The 23,085-nt window shown below is 48.6% G+C and carries 19 protein-coding genes and 1 riboswitch; of the genes, 9 read left to right on the forward strand and 10 right to left on the reverse strand.

The features are described 5' to 3' along the window. Positions 1–2: 2 nt before the first annotated feature. From PBN151_RS12075 to PBN151_RS12085, 3 genes are read right to left on the reverse strand one after another with little or no spacing between them, the layout of a single operon-like run. On the reverse strand, positions 3–941 hold the full coding sequence (locus tag PBN151_RS12075) for an ATP-binding cassette domain-containing protein (RefSeq protein WP_072729121.1): 939 nt from the start codon (positions 939–941) through the stop codon (positions 3–5). Then, on the reverse strand, positions 929–2,428 hold the full coding sequence (locus tag PBN151_RS12080; protein ID WP_072729122.1) for an energy-coupling factor transporter ATPase: 1,500 nt from the start codon (positions 2,426–2,428) through the stop codon (positions 929–931). The genes PBN151_RS12075 and PBN151_RS12080 overlap by 13 nt, the downstream gene beginning before the upstream one ends. Further along, entirely contained in the window at positions 2,412–2,810 is a 399-nt protein-coding gene (locus tag PBN151_RS12085) for a NusG domain II-containing protein (protein ID WP_021257263.1), read from the reverse strand. The genes PBN151_RS12080 and PBN151_RS12085 overlap by 17 nt, the downstream gene beginning before the upstream one ends. Before the next feature lie 265 nt (positions 2,811–3,075). Between PBN151_RS12085 and PBN151_RS12090 the strand changes: the two genes are divergently transcribed. Next, on the forward strand, positions 3,076–4,155 hold the full coding sequence (locus PBN151_RS12090; RefSeq protein ID WP_072729123.1) for an FAD:protein FMN transferase: 1,080 nt from the start codon (positions 3,076–3,078) through the stop codon (positions 4,153–4,155). Between the two features lie 178 nt (positions 4,156–4,333). Here PBN151_RS12090 and PBN151_RS12095 read toward each other — a convergent pair whose 3' ends face one another. The 4 genes from PBN151_RS12095 to PBN151_RS12115 form a co-directional block, all read right to left on the reverse strand. Next, the gene (locus PBN151_RS12095; RefSeq protein ID WP_072729124.1) at positions 4,334–5,188 is read right to left on the reverse strand and encodes a DMT family transporter; all 855 of its coding nucleotides are present in this window, start codon (positions 5,186–5,188) and stop codon (positions 4,334–4,336) included. A 255-nt stretch (positions 5,189–5,443) separates the two neighbouring features. Next, positions 5,444–7,354 (reverse strand): beta-N-acetylhexosaminidase, encoded by a 1,911-nt coding sequence (locus PBN151_RS12105; RefSeq protein WP_072729126.1) that lies wholly within the window; start codon positions 7,352–7,354, stop codon positions 5,444–5,446. Between the two features lie 253 nt (positions 7,355–7,607). Then, positions 7,608–8,495 (reverse strand): formate/nitrite transporter family protein, encoded by an 888-nt coding sequence (locus tag PBN151_RS12110; protein ID WP_072729127.1) that lies wholly within the window; start codon positions 8,493–8,495, stop codon positions 7,608–7,610. 299 nt (positions 8,496–8,794) lie between these two features. Further along, the gene (locus tag PBN151_RS12115; RefSeq protein WP_072729128.1) at positions 8,795–10,231 is read right to left on the reverse strand and encodes an NAD(P)/FAD-dependent oxidoreductase; all 1,437 of its coding nucleotides are present in this window, start codon (positions 10,229–10,231) and stop codon (positions 8,795–8,797) included. A 100-nt stretch (positions 10,232–10,331) separates the two neighbouring features. Next, positions 10,332–10,430, reverse strand: a riboswitch (purine riboswitch). Positions 10,431–10,744: 314 nt separating this feature from the next. On the opposite strand from PBN151_RS12115, the gene PBN151_RS12120 reads away from it, so the two are divergent. The 3 genes from PBN151_RS12120 to PBN151_RS12130 all read left to right on the forward strand — a co-directional run bounded on the left by PBN151_RS12120 (position 10,745) and on the right by PBN151_RS12130 (position 13,832). After that, positions 10,745–12,004 (forward strand): LytTR family transcriptional regulator DNA-binding domain-containing protein, encoded by a 1,260-nt coding sequence (locus PBN151_RS12120; RefSeq protein ID WP_072729129.1) that lies wholly within the window; start codon positions 10,745–10,747, stop codon positions 12,002–12,004. Between the two features lie 263 nt (positions 12,005–12,267). Continuing rightward, on the forward strand, positions 12,268–13,122 hold the full coding sequence (locus PBN151_RS12125; protein WP_072729130.1) for an ABC transporter ATP-binding protein: 855 nt from the start codon (positions 12,268–12,270) through the stop codon (positions 13,120–13,122). Then, positions 13,119–13,832 (forward strand): ABC transporter permease, encoded by a 714-nt coding sequence (locus PBN151_RS12130; protein WP_072729131.1) that lies wholly within the window; start codon positions 13,119–13,121, stop codon positions 13,830–13,832. Before PBN151_RS12125 ends, PBN151_RS12130 begins: the two co-directional genes overlap by 4 nt. 133 nt (positions 13,833–13,965) lie before the next feature. On the opposite strand, the gene PBN151_RS12135 is transcribed toward PBN151_RS12130, so the two are convergent. Next, positions 13,966–14,829: an MgtC/SapB family protein gene (locus PBN151_RS12135; protein ID WP_072729132.1), complete on the reverse strand. Its 864-nt coding sequence runs from the start codon at positions 14,827–14,829 to the stop codon at positions 13,966–13,968. A 333-nt stretch (positions 14,830–15,162) separates the two neighbouring features. Continuing rightward, positions 15,163–15,441: a hypothetical protein gene (locus PBN151_RS12140; RefSeq protein WP_072729133.1), complete on the reverse strand. Its 279-nt coding sequence runs from the start codon at positions 15,439–15,441 to the stop codon at positions 15,163–15,165. A gap of 581 nt (positions 15,442–16,022) precedes the next feature. Here PBN151_RS12140 and PBN151_RS12145 point away from each other — a divergent pair. After that, positions 16,023–16,235, forward strand: a complete 213-nt coding sequence (locus PBN151_RS12145) for a hypothetical protein (RefSeq protein WP_021257275.1) — start codon at positions 16,023–16,025, stop codon at positions 16,233–16,235. 80 nt (positions 16,236–16,315) lie between these two features. Here PBN151_RS12145 and PBN151_RS12150 read toward each other — a convergent pair whose 3' ends face one another. Further along, positions 16,316–16,609: a YciI family protein gene (locus PBN151_RS12150; RefSeq protein ID WP_072729134.1), complete on the reverse strand. Its 294-nt coding sequence runs from the start codon at positions 16,607–16,609 to the stop codon at positions 16,316–16,318. A 284-nt stretch (positions 16,610–16,893) separates the two neighbouring features. Between PBN151_RS12150 and PBN151_RS12155 the strand changes: the two genes are divergently transcribed. From PBN151_RS12155 to PBN151_RS12170, 4 genes are all read left to right on the forward strand, one after another. Further along, on the forward strand, positions 16,894–18,279 hold the full coding sequence (locus tag PBN151_RS12155; protein WP_021257277.1) for a YjiH family protein: 1,386 nt from the start codon (positions 16,894–16,896) through the stop codon (positions 18,277–18,279). Between the two features lie 283 nt (positions 18,280–18,562). Then, positions 18,563–19,858: an MFS transporter gene (locus PBN151_RS12160; RefSeq protein ID WP_139295328.1), complete on the forward strand. Its 1,296-nt coding sequence runs from the start codon at positions 18,563–18,565 to the stop codon at positions 19,856–19,858. 405 nt (positions 19,859–20,263) lie between these two features. Further along, positions 20,264–21,220: a tetratricopeptide repeat protein gene (locus tag PBN151_RS12165; RefSeq protein WP_072729135.1), complete on the forward strand. Its 957-nt coding sequence runs from the start codon at positions 20,264–20,266 to the stop codon at positions 21,218–21,220. Between the two features lie 473 nt (positions 21,221–21,693). Next, positions 21,694–23,031, forward strand: coding sequence for a TrkH family potassium uptake protein (locus PBN151_RS12170; RefSeq protein ID WP_028533357.1), 1,338 nt, complete (start codon positions 21,694–21,696; stop codon positions 23,029–23,031). Positions 23,032–23,085: the final 54 nt, after the last annotated feature.

Here is a 23,085-nt window from a genome sequence, read left to right on the forward strand (position 1 = left end):
GGCTACTCCTCCTTCTCCTCCAATGAATCGGCCTGCTGTTCCAACTGCTTGCCTGCAAAATGTGATCTTCCTTCGAGCCCTACGCCTGCAATCGTGGCAGCGAGCCATTCCGTCCATCCCTCTACCGAGCAAGGAAGCTGATCCATTGGCACACCTGATCGCTCCATAACAAGTGCTGCTAGACGCATCGTTGCAGGCAGAAGAATTCCTGCCTCCTCTAGTCGTTCCGGCTGCGCCACGAGCTGCGAGCGCGTGCCTTGAAAGGTTACTTGCCCATCCTTCATTAAGGCGAACGAATCTGCATAGGCAAACAGCTCATCCAGACGATGCGTTACCATAATGATCGTCTTGCCCTCTTCCTTACAGAGCTTATGCAGCAGCGCAATGAGCTCTGCTCTGCTCACCGGATCAAGGGTAGCCGTCGGCTCATCAAGTACGACAATCTCAGGATTCGAGGCGAGTACGGTCGCAATCGCTACCTTGCGAATCTGTCCGCCGCTCAGCTCAAATGGACTGACCTGCAGCAGCGATTCAGGCAGACCTACCTGCATCATTGCCTTGCGAGCGGATGCCTTCGCCTCCTCCTCGCTCTGTCCAAACTGCAAGGGGCCGAACAATACATCCCGCTCCACCGTTTCCTCGAACAGCTGCTGCTCCGGAAATTGAAAGACAAGCCCAACACGGCGCCTAAGCTCCTTCAAGCCGCGCTCTGGCATGCCTCCTTGGAAGGTGAACTCCATTACCTTCAAGCTTCCGGAAGTCGGCTGCAAGATCCCGTTCAAATGCTGAAGCAAGGTTGACTTGCCCGAGCCGGTTGAACCGAGAAGCGCAATGAATTGTCCTTGCTCAAACGCGACATTCAATTCATCTAGTGCGGGGACAACATGCACCCCTTGCCCTTGATAGCGATACGTGACCCGTTCCGCAGTTATGATCGCCATAGTGCATTCACCAGCTCTCTCTCGTCATTCGTATCCGGCACGTCCATGCCTCTTGCTTGCAGCGCCTTCGCCAATTGGAGGGTAAATGGCGCCTGCAAGCGGCACTCCTTCATGAGTGCTTCGTCTGCGAACAGCTTAGATGGCGTTAGATCCGCCGCTATCGTTCCGTCCTTAACCACAATAACCCGATCCGAAGCGAGTATTTCCTCCGCATCATGCGTAACCGATAGAATCGTGTAGCGCCCAGACGCATGCAAGCTCTGGAGCTGAGCGGTCAGCTCCCGCTTCGAGCGCTCATCCAGCATCGAGGTCGCTTCATCGAATATCAAAATGTCCGGATTCAATACCATCATACCTGCGATCGCCACGCGCTGCTTCTGTCCCCCCGACAGTTCTGCGGGATGCCGATCGAGCCATTCCCGCACACGGTACTCATCTGCTACCTGCTCAAGTCGGCGTTCCATGTCAGCAAGCGGCAGTTGGCGGTTTTCCATGCCGAACGCAATATCATCGCGCACCGTTGTGGCGAAGAACTGATTGTCTGGGTTCTGGAACAGAAAGCCGACTTGGCGGCGAATATCTGCAACGTTCTCTTCATTGAGGTGCTCCCCGTTGACATAAATATGCCCAGCATGTGGAGTGAACAATCCATTGATAAGCTTCAACAGTGTCGACTTGCCCGAACCGTTAGGCCCAATTACAGAGACCCATTGCCCCTGAGGAACTTGAAGCGATATCCCATGGAATAGCGGAGAGCGGTGCGGATATTGGAAATGGATGTTCTCCATAAACACTGCATTTTCATATGCAGAACTGGCATGAGCAGTACCAACATCATTGGCAGTGCCCGCACCAGCAGCAGTAACATTAGCGGCACTATCTGCACTTGTCTCCTTGCCATGCGCCACCCCAATTTGCGGAGCAAGCGAGTCGAACAGCGGCAGCTTCGCCAGTGCTGCGACAATATATTTCACCGCGATGCCGATAAAGATGCCTGTTACAACACCCGTAATAAGCAAGACCGGCAAGTAGTAGAAAATATTTGCCGTACCAAACACAATATACGCCGCAGTCAGCTGACCGGCGTTGTGCGCGGCGCCGCCTACGACGCTAATACCTATCAGGCTGACGCTATCGCGGCCAATTTTCAAGATGGCGTACATCACCATGAAGCTGAACAAAGATCCTAAGAAACTAAATAGGAAGGCAGAGAAGGTTCCCAGCATGAGCGTCATGAGCAGTGTCTTCAAGATGACGAGCGTCAATGCGTCCCTTCCGTTCAAGAAGTATAAGCATGCCAAGATCATAACATTGGCTAATCCGAGCTTCGCCCCCGGGATAGGCAGAATCGTCTGCACCGGGAGCATGGCCTCTACGAAGCCGAGAACAACAGCAACAGCGCTGAATATGGCGATAATGACCGCCTTCTTCAACGCTTCGGACTGTTTGGACACGGCAATACGATTCGTATTATTGTACGACGGCATCGATGTCACTCTCCTGGCCAGCATCGCCCTCGCTGAACAGCTCGACAAGCACGCGATGAGGCAAGCATACGATTGTATCATTCGGTCTCGATACGAAGCCGAACGACAGGCACACCTTGTCGGAGCAATCGGCATCAATCATTTCGATCCCCTTATCATGCACCTTCAATAGGTTGAAGCCATGATCGGTTTCGACGCGAATAGTTTGTTCTTCCTCGGTTAATTCCACTTGTTTATAAGGTTTCCCATCTACGGAAATATGAGCGACCACCTTGGAATTGTGCAAATTTTCACTTTCGTTTTGAAAGAACCACTTCGGCACAAGAAATGCGAGCGCCGCGACAATAATGACTCCGATGAGAATCAGATCTCCACGTTTCATCTTGTTGACTCCTCGGGTTACATTTTAATTTTGAAGCTATTTTTATTATACCTCTTCGTGAAAGAAGGTTCAATGTTCGTCCATGTCATAACCGTGAACTTCAACGGAATATGCACGTGATAGTCTGCATTTCTGTGATATGCTTGGTTTGCAACTTTTTGGGGAACTGCTATAATAAAATGCTTGGTTACGAGCCTATTTCCTTAATACAAGGATGTTCAAATCCTGTCTATTTCATTACACATATATATGGAGGAATCGCCTTATGATACGTTCACGCAGCCTGCTTCGCAGTGCCATCGTTCTGTTCTCTGCTTGCGCCCTTATTTTGAGTGGTTGCGGCAGCAGTAAAGATGCATCTGGAACGAGCGATACTGCAAGCCAGAAATCCGCCATTAAGCAGCAATCCTACTTTATTTTTGATACGATCGTTACCGTCAAGATTTATGATGAGCGAGCGGATCAAAAACAATTCAAAGATATCGAGAACCTGTTAAAAGAAATCGACTCCCGTCTGAACCGTACGAAGGACACGAGCGAACTGGCGAAGATCCATGCTGCATCCGGCAAGCAAGCTGTCGCGGTTACGCCGGAATCCTATGATCTGATTGCCAAGTCGCTCGATTACGCGAAGCGTACCGAAGGGCGATTCGATCCAACCGTCGGCCCGATCGTGGACTTATGGAATATTGGCCATGAGAATGCGAAAGTGCCGGATGCGAAGAAACTCGCAGAAACCTTGAAGCTGGTTGATTATAAGGATGTTACGCTCAACCCGGACAAGCATGAAATTAAGCTGAACCGTGAAGGCATGGAGCTGGATATGGGCAGCATCGGCAAAGGCTACGCTGCAGACCGTATTGCTGACTACTTGCGCACGAACGGCTTCCCTAGCGCCATTATTGATCTTGGCGGCAATATTTTTGCCGTTGGACCGAAGCCTGGCGGTTCCGACTGGACCATTGGCGTCCAAGACCCGGATGAATCTCGCGGCAACCAAATCGGCAAGATGAGGGTAACTGATAAGACGATTGTTACATCAGGTGTCTATGAGCGTTACTTTGTGGAGAACGGCAAACACTACCACCACATTCTTGACCCAGCTAACGGGTATCCGGTTGACAATGGTCTTAGCAGTGTAACGATTGTGACGAACAACTCGACGGATGCCGATGCGCTGTCTACCTCTTTATTCGCACTCGGTGTAGAGAAGGGATTGAAGTTCGTCGAGGCAGATCCGAATATTGAAGCCATCTTCATTACTACGGATCATAAGGTGTACGTTACATCAGGCATTAAGAAAATTTTCGAGCTGACGAACGATAAATATAAGATTGTTAATTAACACGAGAGTCCCTCGTGAACATAGAGCGCCCGCTGTCTCAACTGACCTGCTGCATACAGACGATCATTGAGGGCGGGCGCTTTTTTGGGCTTATCGGTTTACATTCACTCATTCAAACAAATAAGGTACAAGCGAGTCGTGTGCTGAACAACGAACCGGAAGATTCCTGCTATCCCCGCTATCCCCACATGCTGATCAAGGCCATACCGGCTGCTACGACCCCCGAAGTCGCAATTCTCGTCCAGCCCTGCTGTTCCTTCAACACAACGATGCCTAGCAATGTCCCGATCACAATGCTGAATTCACGAATGGGCGCCAAGTGTGCAAGCGGACCAAGCGTCATCGCGAACAAGAATAGCAAATAGGAGCCTGGCGAGACGACGGAGCCAAGTACAATCGTGCGCCAATTGATGCGCCATTCCTCGCGCAGCCGCTGCGTTCTCAGGACAGAAGGCGCTAAGAATAGGAGTGCACCTAAGTTCGAAATTTGAATCAGACCCAAGGGGCTGAAGAACTGCACCACCATCTTATCCGTCAGCGTATAACTGGCCGTACACAATCCTACCGTCGTCGTAATTGCCAAGGTAAGCCACCATGTCCTGTCACGCGGCTCCTTCGCGGAGAACATGCCGCTAAGTGCGAACAAACCTCCAACAATGAGCAGCCAGCCGAGCCAGCCAACAAGAGACAGGCTCTCTCGGTATAGCACCACACTAACAATTGGCACAATGAGTGCGGCCGTTCCACGCATCATCGGGTATACCTTGGACAGATCCCCAATCTGATAGGCCTTGGATACGAGCCAGAGGTATATCCCTTGCAGCAGTAAGGACACGGCCAGCAGCAAGCCATTCGTCCAAGTCCAGTGCATGATCACAAGATCATGGATGAAGAATGGCATGAACACGACGGTTGCCAACCCATGTAAGCAAAATAAAAAGGATTCCTTATGAATGCTCCGCTTCGCGAACATATTCCAAGCTGCATGCGCGAAGGCTGAAGCAATAACTAGCAGGAGGGCGTATATAGCCAATCTAGCATCTCCTTTGCAGCAGATATCTTCCATCATCCGATTTCCCATAGTATAAAAGGTGAAGCTCCATCATGCCTAGCACCACAACAACAAGAAAACCCGGGTCGTAACCGACCGGGCCCCCTCGCTGCTGTATACAGCAGCCTATTACCATAGTTCGCTGTAGCAGCATCGTGCTTGCCATCGAACCTTGCACATGTCTCCTGCAAGCACGATAAGGTATTTACATCCCATTGACTTCGCTGCCTGACGATATTAGATTGCCGAGAACACGGTACCCGTCACCATGCGATGGAAGAACGGCTGATGTGCGATGCGATCCCCTGCCACTGGATCATCACTGTAGAATGGCAGACGTTCTGCATCAAGCTCCTCCAAGCGATCTACGCGGCCTTCCACGAAGTCGAGAATCCGATCTTCCGCCGACTGCAGCCGTGCAAGCACGGTACCATAGCGGCTGTCGAGCACTTCCCAGCCGAATGGCTTGCTTGTCGCCATCCATAATGCACGATGCGCCTTGCGCGCTTCATCGACCAGCGGACGAACGGACGGAATGACATCAGCGGCAATGCGGCGAAGCTCATCCTTATCACCATTCTGGTACGCGCGCGTGACCTGCACGCCAAGCATCGACTTTGCGCCAACAGCCTTGGACAACTTCGCATACATATCAAACACGAGCGCATGATCGCCTGCGGTATTGTCACGTGCAGCCAAGAGGCGTTCAGCAAGCTCACTGTAATGCTTCGGCAGCTGCGACTCCAGCTCTTCTGTCAAATAGATATCAAACAACCCGATCAGTGTGTCTTGGAACAACAGGAACTTCGAACCGTTCGAACCGTGCATGTTGTTCTTCGTTACACCCGGTGTCTCATCCAAGTAAGTGAGCTGCCAGTAATCATCGAAGCTCTGTCCGGTGCACAGCTGGAAGCGTTCCTTCATCTTCGCTTCATCGACTTCCCCTTCGGTATAGCCGTGCTCAGCGAACAATTGCAAGCCTGGCAGAATTGTCATATGATTTGTCTCCTGCCCGTTGTCGCCCCATGCTGTCGCGAACACTTCCTTAATGCCCTTCGACTTGCAGGCAAGCAGCGCCGGATTCGTATTCTGCCACGTCTTCCCGTAGTTCGGACTCATCGCGCCCCATACCCAGACGCCGCCAGCGAATACCGGATCAGAGCCCAGTTGGCGATGCTTCTCGATAAATTCCTCGTAGAAGCCTTGATCATCATGGTAGTAATCCCAGTAGACGAATTGTACACCCTTCGGAATTTGATCAACAACTTCATTCGAGAAGTTAATGTCGAGATCATAGTAGTGGCCGCCGTTTTTCATAAGCAGGTGGAAGTACATATCACTCCACATCATCGGCGTAAGGCCATGTTTGCTCGTAATCTCTAATACGCGCGCCAAATGCTCGTTCATAATATCGAATCGTTCGCGGAAGCCATGCTTGTGCATATATTTGCCTAGACCAAGCCCGAACGCTTCATCCATCCCGATGTGAATACGCTTGGAACGCAGCGGCTTCGTTGACGCTACAATCATATCCTCAATGAATCGATAGGTCTCCTCTTCCCCTACAAGAAGGACGTCCTCCGTATCCTTCATCTCATTCGCATAGTCCCACTTCAGCGCCTGCGCCAAGTGACCAAGTGTCTGGATGCATGCCACTACCTCAATTCCGAACAACGCGGCATACTGGTCAATCTCATAGAGTTCCTCCGCGGTATAGCGTCCGCGCATGTAGCCGAAATACGGACGGCCTGGAACCTCATACGTATCTTCGGTATATATCATTGCGCCGTTCAAGCCCATTAACGCCATTGAGCGCAGCGTCTGCTTCATCATATGTACATTCGGAACTGCGTTCCGAGATGCATCAATCATCGTTCCGTTATACGTGAATTGCGGATGCTCTATAATATCGAATGGCTGCCCCTTGCGCAGCTGCTCAACGAACAAGCCCAGTGCACGGAAGAAATGAATATCCGACTCATAGCGGATCAAGCCTTCTGCACCATCCCATGCGGCACGAAGCGACCCCTCTCCCTGCTCTACGCGAACTGTAGTGCCTTCTGTCCCCACTTCCACCTTCAATAATGACTTCAATTCGAGAATCCCTGGTAATACATGTTCGATACTGCCCGTAAAATGCAACTTCACAGCCAGATCCCTCCCCACGAGTTAGTTGGATACGCTTACAGATACAGCGAGGTATCGGTATCTTTTTATAGAATGCGAAATGCGGAAATAAATTTGTCACCCGTAGTTTACCACATCTATCCCCTGCGAAAGTGACAAGCCCGTGAATTCCTATGAAAAAAACGTCATATCGATGACGCAAAAAAGGCCTAGCCTCGATGGACTAGACCTTACCTATCTTCTTTTTCAACATATGCTCTAATCCCAATACCCTCTAATGGACAGGTGCACTTGCACTTCCTGACGATGCCACCTTGCTTGCATTGCCCACTTCTTGCACATTCGTTGATGTGTTTGAGACACCTGCCGCAGCTGCCTGCTTCTGCTCTTGCTGCGAACGCAAATATACTATATAGTAAGCCCCTGCAACGAACACGACGCCTCCAACCAAATTGCCCAGCCATACCGGCACGAAGTTCGTCAAATATTGTCCCCAGCTAAAATGGCCCTCAAAGATCGCAGCCGGAATTACGAACATATTCGCTACAACGTGCTGGAAGCCAATCGCAACGAACGCCATCGTTGGGAACCATATTCCCATGATTTTGCCGCTGAAGCTCTTCGCTCCATAGGCGAGCCATACCGCAAGTGCAACTAACCAGTTGCAGCCAATGCCGCTGACAAAGGCTTGAATGAAACTATCGTCCAGCTTATGGGCAGCCACATCTACCGTCTTCTGCAAATAAACACCGGAGCCAGTCAAACCGACCACATGACCGAAGAAGTATGCCACGAACAGCGCACCTAAGAAGTTGGCAATTGTAATGACGACAAGATTGCGAATGACCTCTACCGTAGATATGCGTCCCTTCATCCGAGCAAGTGGCACAGCCATCATATTCCCTGTCAATAGCTCACCGCCTGCTAACAAGACCAGAATAAGACCAACCGGGAACAGCGACGCTCCAATTAGGCTATTGATGCTTCCCCATTCCGCAGGTGCTCCAGCTGTTACACGTATATATAAGAGATAACCAAGCGCAATAAATGCGCCGGCAAGGAATCCTAGAATCATCATGGCGGACAATGGGTTCTTCGCTTTAATTGTTCCGGTATCTACTGTCGCTTCCGCAATTTGCTGCGGCTTCAAATAACCTGACATCGACATGACCTCCTGCTTATGCTTATTCGAATGCAAGCCCCATCATTTCCAAGGCCACACCCCATCCGCACCTACTCAGATACGAATAATTCCAGTTGGAATGTCAGCTGAACAGGTTGCAAATTCATTGTAACGGAGCCCCAATTCTGATGTTGTGCATTTTATCACAAAGTATCTTTCAAATATTGTCCATTTTGCGTATAACCCCGTGCATGTCCGATCTACGCAAAAAAGCCAGTAAGTCGCACAATCGACTCACTGGCCTTAAGCTGTATATGTTGTTGACCTGCAATGTGAAATTATGCGCCGCGCTTAGCAACAATGCTCCGTGCAATGTGTACACCTGCAGCACCCGCTTGTGCGAGTCCACGCGTAATGCCCGCGCCGTCTCCACCGCAGTACAAGCCATCAATTTCAGACTCCAACGTCGTGTCCAGCTTCGGGCGAGCGGAGTAGAACTTCGCCTCTACCCCATAGAATAACGTATGCTCAGAAGCGATGCCTGGTGTTACGCGATCAAGCGCTTCAACCATCTCGATTAGACTCTTCATCGTATTATACGGAAGAACAAGACCTAAATCTCCAGCAACAGCTTCTTTCAAGGTAGGCTCCAAGAATCCTTCTTGGATGCGCTTCTCTGTAGAACGGCGGCCTCGAATGATATCCCCATACTTCTGAACGATAATCCCGCCTCCGGACAAATCATTCGCACGCTTGCAGATTTCACGAGCGTACTCATTTGGCTTGTCGAACGGTTCCGTGAACTTGTGCGAGACAAGCAATGAAAAGTTCGTATTCGCAGAACCAAGCTTCGGATCCTTGTAGGAGTGCCCATTGGCACACATGATCCCACTGTGGTTCTCGACCACGACATGGCCAGATGGATTGCTGCAGAAGGTACGCACTTGTGTGCCGACAGACGTGTTGAACACGAATTTCCCTTCATACAGGTGCTCGTTGATTTCGCGCATGACGATATCCGATGTCTCCACACGCACCCCAACGTCCACTTGGTTGTTGTACATTTTCAAGCGGCGCTTCTTCAATATCTCCGTCAGCCATGCAGAACCGTCACGTCCTGGTACGATGACCACCTGATCCGCTTCATGCTTCTCGCCGCTCTTCAGTTCAATCCCCTTCACAATATGGCGTCCATCCTGCTTCTCTGTAATCAGATCCGCTACTTCGGTCTTATAAGCCATATCGATACGAGTCTTCAAATATTCATAAATGGATTTTAAAATCTCCAAGTTCTGTTCAGTGCCCAGATGTCGAACTTGTGCGCGCAGCAGCTTCAAGCCAGCGGAATATCCAAGCTGCTCAATACGGCGAACCGTTTCTGTCGTTGGATCGGTAATGTCCGTCGTCGCTCCGTGCTCCAAGTTGATTGCATCTACATATTTGATCAAGTCCAGTACTTGCGAAGCTGGCAAGAAATCTGTCAGCCAACCCCCGAACTCTGTAGTTACGTTAAATTTCCCATCACTATATGCCCCTGCTCCGCCGAAGCCGTTCGTAATCGAACAAGCTGGAAGACAGCCAGCAAAGTCCTTCTTCCCTGCCGCTGGAGGACATTTCTGAATCTTCTCCTCCAAAATCGGACAGTTGCGGCGATAAATATCATGTCCCTTATCTACAAGCAAAACCTTCAATTGCGGTGCCTTCAAAGATAATTCATAACAAGTGAAAATACCGGCCGGACCTGCTCCTACAACAATTACATCATATTTACTCATTGTTTCCTCCTCGATGCTCACGATGTCTCGGTCTATTTCTCTTCTATCCGATGAGCCTGCACCTATTTGGGCAAAAAAAATATCCCGTTACGTTCAGGTATGCCAAAGCATACCTACTCGTAGTCAGGAATTTACGGCTCCTGGTAGAGACCCCTAGACCTTATCTCTGGGATATACGAACAGGATAAACAAAAAAATGGCCAATCAATCCTTGCCACCCACTTCTGTGGGAGCAACCTTATTGTATCGGAATTTGACGAACAAGTCAACGTCGTTTTCGCCCAATGTTCGTAAATTATTTTTTAAATACCATTCAACTTCACTATTATAGATATATATATGAGCAAAACCCGAACAATATAACATTATCTCTTTGAGAAGCATCTTACCATAGAAAGGTAAATACATCGTTCGTCAGGTTAGCATCTACCCAAATCTAGGTTCTCGATATATCATTTACCTATATGATCTAACTCACACCAATGAATGGGCATACTGATTGGAGGTTCGCGTATGAACGCGCAGGAACCCCCCTACGGGGAAGGACTTATTATTGATAAGTTATATGTGACGAAGGGCAATTCCACACTGTTAGATGCGCTGAGCGTACAAATACATCCCGGACAATGCATTGCAGTGCAAAGCAACCATATTACGGGACAGTTAATTATCGATTTGCTTATGAATCGCGCTAAGCCCTCTGCCGGCAGTGTAACCTGGCGTGGAGTGCCACTCTCTTCTGCCTCACTCGCCACCAAAATCGGCTGGATTCGGCAGGGCGATCCCCTCTACGAGCGATTAACACCGAAGGATGCCCTTATCTTCTATATGAAGATGTATGGAGCCTACCATAAAGATCGACTTGAGCAGCTATTGAAGCTAACCGGTCTGCATGAGTGCGTGAATACGCCGCTTGGCAAATGTACGTTATCTGAGCAGCGCCGATTCCACTTGGCGAGAGCCGCCGCTCATCGTCCGGAACTAATCGTCATCGAGGATCCCGAATTTCACATGGACTTGGAGAGCAGCTACCTGCTTCGGCAATGGATCAACACTATGTGCGAAGAAGGCGCTTCAATTTTCATGACCGTGCCTTCCTTAGAAAGCGCGCTTACGATGACCAACCATGTCGTTCGCTTAACACCATCGGGCTTCAAGTCCGTTATCATTGAGGATGAGGCACCTGAAACAGGGGCACTTCCGGAAGTTGAGATCATTGAAAATGACGAGCACACAACCGATGCTGTTCAGCAAGTGCTAGCAGCGGTAGCCGAAGATGGTGGACAAGAAGGTACCGGAACGACGAAGTCTCTGAATGAAGATGTTAGCAGCCAACCATCAACCAAGGACAAGAAGTCCACATTACAAGCCGCTGAGAACGAAGAGGACGAGCCTGAATCCGCTGCATCTGGACAACGCTTCGTCCCTCAAATCAGCTTCGATAAGATTCCAGCGCGCATCGAAGACAAAATCGTGCTTATCGATCCACTGGAACTGAATTATATTGAAAGCCAAGACGGGGCTTCCCAACTTTATATGCATTCGGGTTCCCTCCCCTGTACAATGACGCTGACGGAACTGGAGCGCAAGCTTAAGGCATTCGGATTTTTCCGTTGCCACCGTTCTTACTTGGTCAACCTGCAGCGTGTACGCGAGGTCATTATTTGGTCGCGCAACAGCTACAGCCTTGTCCTCGATGATGAGAATAAGAGCAAGGTACCACTCTCCAAGAATAAATATGAGGAAATGAAGGCCATTATGGGGATCGGATAATTCGTCATCTACGCCATTCATCAGGAAAAGCTGTATTATCCACTCTCTCATTGGTTCCATTCCCCCCGCGAAATGCTCCATTCAACCTCTGGAGCACTCTATTCGCGGGGTTTTTGAGGTGATGATCACCCTTTCGCGATACGATAAGGATGTCGACAGGGACGGCAACGCGGCAATGAGCCGACTCAGCCGCAAGCGAATAATAGCGGCACCGGCATTCATATCGTACACAATATCATTTATATAAAGCGAGGGTGACTCACATGGAACCAATTATTGAAGTGAGAGCAATGACCAAGACATTCGGCAATAAGCAAGCCATCAAGCCAATTGACTTCACAATTGAACGCGGTGAAATCTTCGGATTTCTGGGGCCTAGCGGCTCCGGCAAGACGACAACCGTTAAGATACTGACTGGTCAACTGCTTCCTACGTCAGGCACAGCCCGCGTATTTGGCGTAGACATCGCAAAGATGAAGGATTCGGAACGCCAGCAGCATCTGTCTCGCATCGGCATATTAACGGATAACAGTACCTTGTACGATCGGCTCACCATTGAAGACAATCTTGTATTGTTCTGCAAGCTGTATAATGTGCCAACGAGCCGAGTACAGGAAGCGCTGGAGCAGGTTAACTTAACGAATGAACGCAAAACGGCTGTTAAACAGTTGTCCAAAGGGATGAAGCAGCGGGTAACACTCGCACGCGCCTTGCTCCATAAGCCCGATGTTTTGTTCTTAGATGAACCGACATCTGCTCTTGATCCAACAAATACGAAACGAATTCATGAGGCGCTGCGCGAACTTAACCGCATGGGCACAACCATTTTCCTGACGACACATGACATGGAAGAAGCAGAATCGCTGTGCGATCGCATTGCATTCCTCCATAATGGATGCATTGCTGCCATGGATACACCGCAGCAGCTGCGGCTAGCCCATATGGATCATGGCATTACGGTTGTTACAACAGATGGAACCCATACCGTTGAGCGCGACGAGAGTGGAGCCAAGCGCATTCATGACTGGATGGCTTCCGGCAAGCTAGTATCGATCCATTCGAACGAACCGACATTAAGCGATATTTTCATTAAAGTGACTGGAGGCGTATTACAATGACATTTTCGATAAATCGTGTATCTGCAATGATTCAGAAGGAATGGAAAGACGCTCTGAAGAATCAAATGCTTTTAATCACTGCCGCTTTGCCGCTTATTTTCGCTTTTATGTTCAGCAAAGGAGAAGCCAGTGATGGCGCCACTCTTCTGATGATGCCAGTTAATATGGCGCTGCTCATGACCTGTTTATTTGTTCAATCTATGATCGTTGCGGAAGAGAAGGAGAAGCATACGCTGCGCGTACTGATGCTGTCCCCTGCCAAGCCGATCGAAGTATTGCTGGGCAAGAGCGCAATCTCCGTATTCTTGACCGTATGTGCGCTTGTCGCAACATTTCTGATTGCAAATACACCAGCTCTTCCGCTTGTCGGTCTTGTTATGCTGATTGTACCAAGTCTGATCATGTATGTAGCATTCGGAACTCTTACCGGTTTGCTTTCCCGTACGATGATGGAAACTTCTTTTGTAGGTATGCCGCTGATGATCATCTTCTTGATGGGGCCAATGTTCAAGTCTATCTTTAATAGCACCCTAGTAAATACGATTGTGGATTACTTGCCAACATCTCAATTGTCAGCAGCAGCCGAGAAACTGTGGGACGGACAAGGAATATCATCCATTTTAATCCATACTGGCATCATCTCCATCTGGATGGCTGCAGCGATTATCATTACATTGATTGTATATCGCAGCAAGCGTTACGACGCATAATGAGCTTGTCCGACAGGAACACCATTATTTCCCGAGAAATATACGGCGGCTTTCTACTCAAGCTGCAACACGGACAGCACAGCCCTGGAAGAGTACACGCTCTCGGCTGTGCTGTCTTTGTGTAATGCAGGTATCACTTGGATCGCTCTTCTACAGATTGCCCCTCCTGCTTGCGCTCGAACAAGTCATTAAGACCCCATCTGCTCTTCTCCGCGGTCGATTCATCGATCCCGAAATGCCTCACAGCCCTCACGCATGGTTCAGAAAGCAGCTTCTCCAGCAGCTTATCGATATGCCATGTACGGCATTTCAATGTTACCTGCAGCAGCACACAGCAATGGCTATCTAGTTCACTTGATTCCTCTAATGGTGGATAGACGGTTGCTCTAGCCTCCGCTCCTCGATCCACAGGTTCAATGGAAATGTCCGATATGGCAATGTTCTGTTCCTTCAGAATAAACAGAACCTTCCCGATATGAAGCGGTCCGTCCGAAATAACAAGCGCAAGCTGCCTTACAGAGGCTGATTTCGAGAAGAGCGAGAATTTTTTCTCCAGCTTGTTCAACATGAATAAGCTGAAGAATGCGGTAAATGCGGTCAGTAGCGCTCCGTAGTAGAAGCCTGCTCCAACTGCCAAGCCTATCGCGGCAACTACCCACAAAGAGGCGGCAGTCGTTAGTCCTGATACGGTCATGCCCGTCCTAAGTATCGTTCCCGCACCAAGAAATCCGATCCCACTAATCACTTGAGCTGCTAGCCGGGCAGGGTCCATGCGTACATTCGTTTCATAAATAAAGCTTGAAAAGCCGTAACTCGACAACATCATAATGAGCGCAGAACCAAGACAAACGAGAATATGCGTACGGAATCCAGCCGCATGCTCCCCAAATTCGCGCTCCAATCCAATTGCTCCGCCCAACACAACGGCAGTGACGACACGCAGGGTAAGCTCCAGCATGCCGATTTGCCATACTTCTGGATGAACGCCTAATTCCATAATTCGTATCAGCCTCATTCGTAGATGCCCGGTTCCAACCGCAGATCAAATAGTGGAGAATGAGTATGGGCACATTGTTATTATTTTTTGTAAGCGCTTCCTGTAAGAGATCTGTTAAATCCTCTCACCCCCGCACTACATCTGGATGCAGCTTCTCAAGCAATATCCATGTTGAACATCATCGTCTCTTCGATTAAACCTTAGAGTTCCTGCTCCATATAAGTAAGGCGGGAAAATCGAGTATATAATCTGGATTATATGCGCTTGTCACCAAAGTAGAACGAATCGTTTATTATTCTTCATTCGATAAGTGACACTTGAGAGATTATACTCTCACTTACAAAAAATTCTTGTTGTTACCTGTTTAACTGTATTTCGTACTAAAAGTAGAATGCCATACACGATAAAGACATTTACCGCATATAAATCAAGCCTCCATGAACATTCTACTGCATTTCTCCATAAAAAAACTTCACTTGCATGACCTAACGGCTCCTTTGGACCATAGAAAACAAAGGGAACCGGAAATCCTAATTGTTTGCCATTATTTCCAATTAGTAATAAAAGAAAAGGCACGATCAAGCTAACAACAAAAATAAATTTACTTTTCATCAACACAATCTCCTTTTTACCATTGAAATTTACATATACACAAAAAAATAGGAGAGTATTACATGTCTAAAAACTTACTTCATTGTTTTTTCACTAGTACCGATTTTTTCACTGGCAAGTTCTGCGTTTGCTGAAGAAGGAAAAAATGTTTTAACGTTCGAGCAGAAGGAGCAATTGAAGGATATTGAAAAAAAGTATACGGCGATGTTGAAATTTTCTTTCCTGATTCTATTGGATCAGAACAGTTATTCTTGAACTCTACCGATTCTTCGGAAAGAATGAAATTCAATTCCGTAGAAGAACTTGAAGCATTTATCGATGTTTTAAAATCTGAACAAATCGTCGCCTTCCTGGCGATAATTATACGGAATACCTGCAGCTCGTGCTTTTACTATAGCCTATGCAGCTCAGCGCTTCTGCTCTACTGCTCCGCTGTTCGTTATTTCAAATATGTTTCCATTCCCCCCTCCTATTGCTCCTTTTAACCGACAAAAGGTACTTTTCAACCGGAATATAAGGAATGAACATATAGATGCCTATAGAATAAGGGTATCAAATCAATCGAGGGGACGTTGAATCAAATGATGAAGAAGCAAAATGAAAAGAACACTTGGACTTGGAGCGCATTGAAATCGAAGAGAGCATTTTGGTTATATTCCGGAATCGCATTAGGTGCGGTTTTGGGTCATCTTACTAATAATCTGGGTACATTCGTGGCTGTTGGCTTATGTACCGGTGAGGCCATGTGGAAGACGTATCAGAGACAAGTTAGCACACAGCATGCAGAAGGATAAGCTGTACATAAATGAAGCGAGACTGCCGAATAAGGCGAACGGTCTCGCTTTTTTAGTGTTATCAGCCCTGCTTAACCGCCTTACTTCTGAAATAAACGCGCTTGCAGGCTCGCATCTGCCTTCGTAGGACGGAAGGCAATATAATGATATTCCGCCACACCATGTACATAGAAAGGATCCTGCTCGATATAGGAGCGAGCTTCCTCCTCTGTCTGCGCATCAACGACGATAATTCCGCCTGTACGAGGCTCCTTCGGCCCAGATAGCAGAAATACACCCTTCGCATAATGCTCGTCCAAAAACGCACGATGGGCATCCAAATGCACATCCACATCGCTCATCGGCTTCGTATAGCTTAGCTCTACAACATACATTGCTTGTACTCCCCCTTGATCTGCTTCATAAACATAGAAGCAGCCGATGCATCAAGTATTTCGCACGAACCGAATGAAGTCAAGAACTGCTCTGTTGACTCCTAGGTATACCTCACAATGAATGACTTAGAAGAGATTATCAAAACATAGAAAATACAGGTGTGCTGCACCTTATTTTATTGTCACTTTTTGCTAACCATTCAACTCTTGGAATTCAACTCTATTTGTATTAAAGTAAACGATGTTGCATAAATATACCGCACTCCAAGGAGACTTATTCATACATGATAGCTAAGAACGACAACAATCAGCAAGATCCCTTGCATTCCCAGCAATTGAATATGGGTGGTCTGCTGCATTTCGCAATTCCATCCTTGCTCGGATTGTTTCTCTTCGTCATTCCGATTCCATGGAATGGTGAAGTGACCGTACCCATTGCATTTCTGGCCAAGCTCATCGGACAATGGCTTGCGCCGTGGCTCCCGCTTGCCGCCACAGTTATCATTGTATTGGCGTGGCTGGGGACGGCTTATACTTACTTGCGGAAGCCGGCTAATCTGCTGCAGCTTCCATTATGGAAGGCACTGTTCGCCATCTCTCCCTTCTGGTTCGCCGCACGGACGGTAGGCATGATATTTGCCTTCATCACCTATTTCCAGATTGGACCTGAGTGGATATGGTCGGAGCATACTGGAGGCATGCTGCTTACGAGCTTGATTCCAGGCTTGTTCGTCGTATTTATGCTCGCTGGCTTGCTCCTGCCGCTATTGGTTGATTTCGGACTTCTTGAATTTTTCGGTACGCTTATGACCAAGATTATGCGGCCTATCTTCACCTTGCCGGGCCGTTCTTCCATCAACTGCATGGCATCATGGCTTGGCGACGGTACAATCGGAGTCATGATGACAAGCAAACAGTACGAGGCTGGGTACTATACGAAGCGTGAAGCTGCCGTAATCGGCACAACATTCACAGCTGTATCTATAACTTTCAGCTTCATCGTTTTAAGCAACGTGAACCTGGCGCATATGTTTCTTCCGTTCTATGTGACGGTCACATTAGCTGGCATGATTGCAGCCATCATTATGCCGCGCATACCGCCGTTGTCGCGCAAGCCAGACACGTATGCGCCAGGCGCAACCCCAGCAGAGGATGAATCGATCCCATCTGCGTGGAGCCCTTGGCAATGGGGACTTCGTCAAGCGGTAAGCAAGGCAAGACAACATGAAGGAGCCGGTTCCTTCATGCGGGAAGGCTGTAAAAATACGATTGACCTATGGATTGGCGTGATTCCCGTTGTTATGGCCATCGGCACCATCGCCGTAGCCATTGCAGAGTATACCCCAATCTTCCAATGGCTCGGCGCACCGTTCATCCCGATTTTGCAGCTGTTGGGACTCCCCGAAGCAGCGGCGGCATCGCAGACGATATTGGTTGGATTCGCGGACATGTTTCTGCCTACGGTGCTGGGTTCCGGGATCGAAAGTGAGATGACCAGGTTCGTCATTGCCGCTCTATCCGTCACGCAGCTCATCTATATGTCTGAGGTAGGTGGATTGCTGTTAGGCTCCAAGCTGCCTGTTAATATGAAGGATCTATTTATTATTTTCCTGCTCCGTACGTTAATTACATTGCCGATTATCGCAATCGCTGCACATCTACTGTTCTGATTGTGAAAATCTAAGATATGGCTCTGTCTTGCGAGATATTTTCTAATTTTCTCCAAGATCAGGGCCATTTTCTATATTGCAACAATGATCAAAAACGATTATCGTTACATCATTCCATCCTTATGACAACGTTCACCTTAGAAATAGATTTTCTCTCATCCTTGAAACTTCATCTTATTAGAACTATGAACCACAAGCTGAGCCGACAAGGCAGCTCTTTCGCCTGATTTCCAATGTCGATCACTGCTCTGCTATGGATTCGCCTCAGGAAAGGAGTTCTTCCATGGACAACAAATCATCTTCATCATCTATTGCAGCATCCTCGCAGGGACACTCGCCATCACGAACGGAGTCCCCAAGCTTGGAGCCAAAAGCACATCTCCAAGCGGACACCATATTCCGCATTCTGCTTGCGATCAGCTTCGTTCACTTGTTCAATGATTCGATTCAGGCTGTTATTCCAGCAATCTTCCCTATCCTCAAGTCATCGATGAATCTTACATACGCCCAGATCGGTTGGATCTCCTTTGCGATTAACGTGACTGCCTCCCTGCTTCAGCCTGTGGTTGGGTATGCTGCGGATCGCAGACCAACACCTGCACTGCTTCCTATCGGCATGTGCTTCACCTTCGCTGGTGTATTGCTGCTTGCCTATGCTCCGAATTATATTCTGGTGCTGCTTGCCGTTGTGCTCGTCGGCTTCGGATCAGCCGCCTTCCATCCAGAAGGGATGAGAGTAGCCCATATGGCTGCCGGCGCCCGCAAAGGGCTGGCTCAATCCATCTTCCAAGTTGGCGGCAATGCAGGGCAATCCCTTGCACCGATGCTGACCAAGTGGATATTCATCCCCTTCGGACAATCAGGCGCACTCGTATTTACATTCGTTGCAGGGGCAGGTATCGCGGTACAAACCTATATTGCACGCTGGTATCGAGCGATGCTCGATAGTGGTTATGCATTCAAGAAGCGGCACCAGGCACGCACGATGGATCCATCGAAGCGCAGCCGTATTCAATCTGCTACGATTATTTTAGTTGTGCTCGTCTTCGCGCGTTCTTGGTACACTGCCGCCATCGGCAGCTATTATTCGTTTTACTTGATGGAAGCCTATCATTTGACGCTCGATGATGCGCAAATTTATATTTTCTTATTCCTCGGAGCAGGGGCAGTGGGAACATTCTTCGGCGGTCCGCTTGCTGATCGTTTTGGAAGACGCAATCTCATTCTAGCATCGATGCTCGGCACTGCTCCCCTTGCCCTTGTACTACCTTATCTGCCGCTGTTCTGGGCCGGTGTTGTGCTCGCGATTACAGGATTCATCCTCTTATCCAGCTTCTCGGTTACCGTCATATACGCGCAGCTGCTGCATCCCGGCAACATCGGAACCGTATCGGGGCTAATTACGGGATTTGCCTTCGGAATGGGCGGGATTGGCGCATTGGCACTTGGTTATTTCATTGATACATGGGGGATTGAAGCTGTAATGATCGTGTGTGGATTTCTCCCCTTAATCGGCCTCCTCACTTGGATGCTGCCAAACGACAACACGCTCCATCAATGGGCAAAAGAAATATCGTAGCATGTCGTTGTCAGCTCCAATGAACAACACACCTCTTATGTCCCGATGCTATCCGGCACTTGATTGAACAGGTGCTGGGTAGCATCGGCTATTCGTGCAAATTCACCCTTGAACCTTCCCCTGCAGCATATCGAATTGAATATTATTAGAAAATGGAAGCCCGCTTCCCCTTGCCCCAGACGCGATGTAGGTCTACAATATTGTCAACTTCACTTGAGGGGTTAATGCCATTCATTGCAGTCTAAGAGACGATGTCCTCCCATAGATAAGTGAAGGAATGAACCCAAAACCGGACACATAACGATGAGGACTGATAAGGTATACACGTCAATCCATCATTTCAACAATCATGGATTTGCAATGCAATACAGACAACAATGGAATACATCATGGAGGTGATGGAGGATGCCACAAGTAGAAAATGAGGAACGAGAACAAGCCACGGTGAATGAACAGCCGAGTGAGACCGCTGAAGAGCAAGCCACAGCTGAGGAAGTAGAGGCTAGAGTCCGTCTCCAAGAGGCGATTCATCACGTGAATGAATTATATCAGAAGCAGAGATACAAAGAAGCATTGGAGGAAGCAATGCGTCTGCAGCAGCAGTATCCAGAGCACCCGACCGTCATGGCGCTGACAGCAGTCGTCCATAAGCCTGTCGCACCCGATCAAGCGCTCTATTGGGCCTCTGAAGCGTTGAAACGCGATACAAGACTGCCTGACGCCTGGCGCGTGCGCATGTCCATCTATTACGAGCGTCAAGAATGGCCAGCCTTCGAGACTGCTGCGAGGCAGCTTGCTGCGGTAACTGAGGAAGATCCTACGCCTCATCTGCTGCTTGCACAGTACCAGCTGCGCAAAGGCGCACTGGATCAAGCGCTCCTGTCGCTGGAACGCAGCATTGACATTGAGCCTGCTGGCATTGCTTACGCTACCTATAGTTATGTACTGGCGCAATTAAAGCGTTATCCAGAATCCCGCGAAGCAGAACGCAATGCATTAGCATGGCAGGAAAGACATTCCTACACGCTTATGCAGCTTGCTTGGGCAGCGGATCAGCGCGGTGAGCCCGAACGCGCCATGCAATTCATGCAAGATGCCATACGTCTTAATCCTGAAGATAATCAGGTAAGAGTAGAATATATGGATGCCCTGCAGAAATCTCACCCTTGGTTCCGCTTCGTATGGTGGCCTGCGCAGATGCTGCAGAAGCTGTCTCCATGGATTTTAGTCATATTATGGGCTGCATTTGCAATTATTCAACCCACATTGCTTATCGCATTTATCGTGCTTCATGTATCGACATATTGGATTAGCCGCGGATTCGTAAATTGGAAGGTATATGGAAAGTTATGGGTGTCTTGAACGGCACCCTACTCTTCTCAAAGTCTCGACAGCATGCCATCCCATCATTTGAGCACATAAGATAACATCCGAACAACGCTCCACACCTAAGTACAAGCTCATAACTCAAGCGGCTCGATTTAAAATGTTAGTCCGAATGCAACCCGGTTCCTCATTTTTCTTTGACTCGATAAGCACTCTCCCAGTGCCTCTCCACAGCGTCAACTTCTCTCCACTTTCCCATTCAGATCTATCACATCTCGACCCCTTATGAACTCACTTCGCCGACTGTTCAACTGCCCTTGCAATGTTCTTTATAAAATAGGAAAATGTTCGTAAATGAAAATCGACCATTTACATCCACTCTGGGGAACGATATACTAGTGAACGTTTTGGAAAATGATCGACCCGAATGATGATCCAACGTACGCAAGATATTGAAACAGGATTCGATCCTTCCTCACTACTTATTTATGGCTAAAGGAGACGTTCACATGACTTCATGGAGAAAACGGACGATGCATTGGACGCCTGCCCGTGTGCTGGTTCTTGGCTTTTTATCCATTATCACAATTGGGACATGCATCTTGATGCTGCCGATATCATTGGCAGCTGGACACTCCCTTTCCTTCATTGATGCCTTGTTCACCGCTACTTCTGCGGTATGCGTAACCGGTCTGGTTGTTGTTGATATTGGGACAACCTACTCTGCATTTGGACAAGGCGTAATTATATCACTCGTACAAATTGGCGGCATCGGCTTCATGTCCGTGGCCCTGCTCTTCTATCTCATGCTCGGCAAGCGCATTTCCTTGCGGGAGCGACTTATTTTGCAGGAGTCGATCAACGCAAATAGCATGGAAGGCATTGTGCGGACCATTCGCCGCGTGATTATATTTGTTTTTATCATCCAGGGAACAGGAACCATTATACTGACATTGCGCTGGGCATTCGACATGCCGCTGCTGCAATCCTTCTATTACGGACTGTTCCATTCGATCTCCCTGTTCAACAACGGGGGATTCGATCTGTTCGGTTCCAGCTTCCAATTGCATGTGGATGATTTCGTAACGAATGTAGTTGCCATCTTCCTCGTGCTATCTGGCGGACTTGGCTTCATCGTACTTGCAGAATTGTATGAATTTCCGAAATCGCGACGATTGACGCTGCACTCGAAGGTGGTTTTATCCATGACCGGTATTCTGGTCGTCGCAGGAGCCATCTTCATCTTTATCTTCGAGTTCCAAAATGCATACACGCTAGGATCGCTCAATTGGGACGGCAAAATATACGCTTCCTTCTTCCAGTCCATCTCCGCTCGTTCCTCGGGAACGACAACGGTAGATGTGTCTCATATGAAGCAGGTCACACAGTTCGGTCTTATTATTCTTATGTTCATCGGCGCCTCTCCAGGCTCTGCAGGTGGCGGAATTAAGACGACGACGTTCGCTATCCTCTTGGCCGCCGTATATGCGATGCTGCGCGGACGAGAAGATGCGGTGCTGTTCCGTCATCGGCTTGCTAAGGATCAGATCATCAAGGCGTTGACGATTATCTTCCTTGCCATCTTCATGGTGCTCGGTGTATCCATGCTGCTGGCGATAACGGAAGACCAGCCGTTTATCACCTTGCTCTTCGAGACAGTGTCCGCTGTAGCAACAGTAGGATTGTCTATGGGGCTTACACCTGAAATGTCGGCATTCGGCAAGTTCGTCATCTGTGCCACCATGTTCATCGGCCGGATTGGTCCAATGACACTCGCCTATGCGCTCGGCAACCGCAAGGAACAGTCTCTGTATCGTTACCCAGAGGGCAAGATCATGATTGGATAGAACAACACAGCAAAAGGCAGCAAGCATCGCTTGCTGCCTTCTTTATTTCTCTGT

This window comes from Paenibacillus sp. NAIST15-1 (assembly GCF_001894745.1).
GTDB lineage: Bacteria > Bacillota > Bacilli > Paenibacillales > Paenibacillaceae > Paenibacillus_B > Paenibacillus_B suaedae.

Coding starts and splice junctions, on each gene's coding strand:
- PBN151_RS12080 (WP_072729122.1), bottom strand. CDS start 2,428: ATGCCGTCGTACAATAATACGAATCGTATTGCCGTGTCCAAACAGTCC.
- PBN151_RS12140 (WP_072729133.1), bottom strand. CDS start 15,441: ATGAAAAGTAAATTTATTTTTGTTGTTAGCTTGATCGTGCCTTTTCTT.
- PBN151_RS12170 (WP_028533357.1), top strand. CDS start 21,694: ATGACTTCATGGAGAAAACGGACGATGCATTGGACGCCTGCCCGTGTG.
- PBN151_RS12160 (WP_139295328.1), top strand. CDS start 18,563: ATGGACAACAAATCATCTTCATCATCTATTGCAGCATCCTCGCAGGGA.
- PBN151_RS12110 (WP_072729127.1), bottom strand. CDS start 8,495: ATGTCAGGTTATTTGAAGCCGCAGCAAATTGCGGAAGCGACAGTAGAT.
- PBN151_RS12085 (WP_021257263.1), bottom strand. CDS start 2,810: ATGAAACGTGGAGATCTGATTCTCATCGGAGTCATTATTGTCGCGGCG.
- PBN151_RS12155 (WP_021257277.1), top strand. CDS start 16,894: ATGATAGCTAAGAACGACAACAATCAGCAAGATCCCTTGCATTCCCAG.
- PBN151_RS12115 (WP_072729128.1), bottom strand. CDS start 10,231: ATGAGTAAATATGATGTAATTGTTGTAGGAGCAGGTCCGGCCGGTATT.
- PBN151_RS12090 (WP_072729123.1), top strand. CDS start 3,076: ATGATACGTTCACGCAGCCTGCTTCGCAGTGCCATCGTTCTGTTCTCT.
- PBN151_RS12135 (WP_072729132.1), bottom strand. CDS start 14,829: ATGGAATTAGGCGTTCATCCAGAAGTATGGCAAATCGGCATGCTGGAG.
- PBN151_RS12120 (WP_072729129.1), top strand. CDS start 10,745: ATGAACGCGCAGGAACCCCCCTACGGGGAAGGACTTATTATTGATAAG.
- PBN151_RS12145 (WP_021257275.1), top strand. CDS start 16,023: ATGATGAAGAAGCAAAATGAAAAGAACACTTGGACTTGGAGCGCATTG.
- PBN151_RS12165 (WP_072729135.1), top strand. CDS start 20,264: ATGCCACAAGTAGAAAATGAGGAACGAGAACAAGCCACGGTGAATGAA.
- PBN151_RS12150 (WP_072729134.1), bottom strand. CDS start 16,609: ATGTATGTTGTAGAGCTAAGCTATACGAAGCCGATGAGCGATGTGGAT.
- PBN151_RS12125 (WP_072729130.1), top strand. CDS start 12,268: ATGGAACCAATTATTGAAGTGAGAGCAATGACCAAGACATTCGGCAAT.
- PBN151_RS12075 (WP_072729121.1), bottom strand. CDS start 941: ATGGCGATCATAACTGCGGAACGGGTCACGTATCGCTATCAAGGGCAA.
- PBN151_RS12130 (WP_072729131.1), top strand. CDS start 13,119: ATGACATTTTCGATAAATCGTGTATCTGCAATGATTCAGAAGGAATGG.